The sequence below is a fragment of the Caballeronia sp. M23-90 genome, assembly GCF_053574605.1.
The window spans coordinates 1-3,190 of record NZ_JBSIPA010000607.1; the positions used below are offsets into that span (position 1 = coordinate 1).

General features: G+C 61.1%; 3 protein-coding genes. 1 reads left to right on the plus strand and 2 read right to left on the minus strand.

What is annotated here, in order from left to right; all coding sequences use genetic code 11:
• Together ACRXB1_RS33360 and ACRXB1_RS33365 are read right to left on the minus strand one after the other, a co-directional pair.
• Nucleotides 1–1,195: MFS transporter (locus tag ACRXB1_RS33360; RefSeq protein WP_449494459.1), on the minus strand; the 1,195-nt coding region annotated here is incomplete at its 3' end.
• A gap of 102 nt (nt 1,196–1,297) precedes the next feature.
• Nucleotides 1,298–1,801, minus strand: a complete 504-nt coding sequence (locus ACRXB1_RS33365) for a YbhB/YbcL family Raf kinase inhibitor-like protein (RefSeq protein ID WP_062169642.1) — start codon at nt 1,799–1,801, stop codon at nt 1,298–1,300.
• Nucleotides 1,802–1,986: 185 nt separating this feature from the next.
• Between ACRXB1_RS33365 and ACRXB1_RS33370 the strand changes: the two genes are divergently transcribed.
• The coding region (locus tag ACRXB1_RS33370; protein ID WP_449494460.1) for a diguanylate cyclase domain-containing protein at nt 1,987–3,190 on the plus strand (1,204 nt) is incomplete at its 3' end.

Sequence of the window (3,190 nt, forward strand, 5' to 3'; positions counted from 1 at the left end):
TGCCGAGCATGCCGCTTGCGCCGCCGCTGCGGTTGCGCGGCGCGGATGACAACATCTGCCGGTTGTTGGGCGACTGGAACAGACCGAAGCCGAGGCCGCAAAGCGCCATGCGCCATGCAATATCAAACGGGGCGGGATGCGCGCCCGTAGTTGCAAGCAGCAGCAATCCGGCGCTCAAAAGCGCAAGCCCGATGCCGCCGAGTACGCCGGCCGAATACCGGTCGGAAAGCATCCCCGCAAGCGGCGCGATGAACACGATCACCATGGGCCAAGGCGTCATGAGAAAGCCGGTCTCGACCTGCGTCATGCCGAGCGTATTCTGCAGCAAAAACGGCAGCGAGACGAACGTCAGCATTTGTGCGGTGAACGAACAGAACGATGTCGCGATCGATAGCGCAAAAACAGGAATCCGTAGCAGATCGACGGGTAGCAGCGGCGCCGTCTGCGTCAATTGCCGGCGCACGAAGAAGTATCCAATCACGCCCGCCACGACAATCTCCGCAATTACGTACGGACGATGTTCGCCGTGGCCCAGGCCATCGACAGCGGTAATCGCGAGGCCGAACACCGCGGCGTTCATCAACGCGCTGAGATAGTCGTACGGCCGGCGATGCCCCGGCGTGCGTGGCAATGCTTTCCAGCCCACGAACAGCGCCGCGACACCGATTGGCACGTTGATCGCAAACAGCCACGGCCATGGGGCAATGGCGAGCACGCCAGATGCGACAGTCGGCCCGATTACCGCCGATACAGCCACCACCGACGCGTTGATGCTGACACCGCGACCCAGATGCTCCGGCGGGTAGATCATGCGCACGAGCGCGGTGTTGACACTCATGATGCCTGCAGCGCCGAAGCCCTGGATCACGCGGGCGACCGCCAGCGAGGTCAGCGACCCGGACAGCGCGCAGCCAAACGATGCCAGCGTGAACAGCGCCAGTCCGGCCATATAAACGCGCCGATAACCGATCCGGTCGCCTAAAGACGCCAGCGGCAACAATGAAACGGTGATTGCGAGCTGATAGGCGTTGACGACCCAAATGGAGTCGGCGGGACTCGAATTCAGGTTGCGTGCAATGGTGGGAAGCGCGACGTTCGCGATGGCGCCGTCGAGCACAGCGAGCGTGATGCCGAGCGCAACGACCAGGATGGCCCAATAGCGCTGGGGGTACGGAAGGCCTTGTTCTGCGTCCATCGATGGGGAAAAGGAGAGGAGCCGCGCAGTTTAAGGCGTGCGCCTTTCAAGTGGTTTACTTCCACTGCGGCGGCAGGTACAGCCGCCGCAGCGAGCGGAATCCTACTTCAGCTCATAAAGCCCGGTGTACGTCGCCGAATCAATCTCGTTCAGATGCGTCATGAAGCGCGCAACGGCATTTGTCGTCGAGGCATCGACGGGAAGGTGAGCGGCCTTCAGCGCGTGAATCCGGAAGATGTATCGATGCGCCTTGTCCCCACGCGGCGGCGCCGTGCCACCGAATCCGACCGTGCCGTAGTCGTTGCGCAGTTGCAGTGCGCCGGCCGGCAACAGGCTGCCGTCGGCCTTGCCTGCGTTTTGCGGCAGCGAGTGCGTGTCTGCCGGAATGTTCACCACGACCCAATGCCAGAAGCCGCTGCCGGTGGGCGCGTCGGGGTCGTAGACGGTAAGCGCAAGGCTTTCGGCTTCAGGCGGCACGCCTTCCCATTGCAACGCGGGGGACAGGTTTTCACCGTCGACGCCAAATGACTGCTGGTCGAATTCATGCGTCTTCGAAAGATAACCGTTGGCCGCGAACTCATCGGACCAGATACGAAAATCAGCCATGGGACATTGCCTCCTTGACGGTTGGATGACATGCCTGCGCGCAGCAAACATGCCTGAGGCACGTGGAATCGCGCAAAAGTGTTGCAGCCACACCCGGACTTTTGGCATTCAGCTTATTTTTGAGATGTCTGCGCATAAAATGGCGCAAACCGGATCATTTCAAGCACGAATCTGAAAGGATGGACATGCCGAACACCTTGGGACGCGCATTGCACAGCGTGACTGCAGCGCCGAGCCAGCCCGCGGACGACGCCGATATGTTCGAACTCGCGCCGGTCTCGCTGTGGCTCGAGGATTTCAGCGCGGTGCGCGAAGTGTTCGAGGGCTGGCGCGCGGACGGTATTGTCGACCTGCGTTCTTTCCTGCGCGCCGATACCGCCCGGATTGCCGAATGCTCGTCGCGCATCCGCGTGATCAAGGTCAACCGGCGCACGCTGACGCTCTTCGGCGCGAGAGATCTGAGCCACCTCGTGGACAATCTGGGCGCGGTGTTTCGCGATGACATGCTGCTCACCCACGCTGACGAACTGGAGCAACTCTGGTCGGGCAAGGCGCAGTTCGTGAGCAAGACGGTGAACTACGCGCTCGATGGAAAACGCCTGGACGTGTTGCTCAAGGCGGTCATCCTTCCGGGTCACGAAGCAACGTGGGACCGTGTGCTCGTGACGGTGGAGGACATCACCGAGCTGGAAAACGTGCGCCGCAAGGCGGCTCTCAGCGAGCTGTACGCACGCGGGCTGTTCGAACACTCGCCGGTGTCGCTGTGGGTGGAAAACTTCAGCACGGTAAAGTCGTTGCTCGACGATATCCGCGAAAGGGGCATCGTCGACTTCCGCACTTTTACGAACGTGCATCCGGAGTTCATCGAGCGATGCATGCAGGAAATCCACGTGCTCGACGTGAACCAGCATACGCTCACCATGTTCGGCGCGCCTGATAAAGCCACGTTGCTGAGCCGTCTAGGCGATGTTTTCCGCGACGAAATGGTCGGCCATTTCCAGGAACAGCTCGTCGATCTGTGGGAAAACCGGCTGTTTCACCAGCGCGAAGTCATCAACTATTCGCTCGAAGGCCATCAGCTCAACGTGCATCTGCAGTTTTCGGTGTTTCCAGGCCATGAAGCCAATTGGGACCTCGTGCTGGTCGCGCTCACCGACATCACCGCGCGCAAGAAAGCCGAGGCGTACCTCGAATTCCTCGGCAAGCACGACGCGCTGACCAAGCTGAAAAACCGCTCGTTTTATATCGATGAAATGAACCGGCTGGAACGCAAGGGCCCGTTCCCGGTGACGGCAGTAGCGGTCGATGTCAACGGGCTGAAGGCCGTCAACGATCAACTCGGGCACGCTGCCGGCGACGCATTGCTGCGGCGCGCGGGCGAGGTGCTGA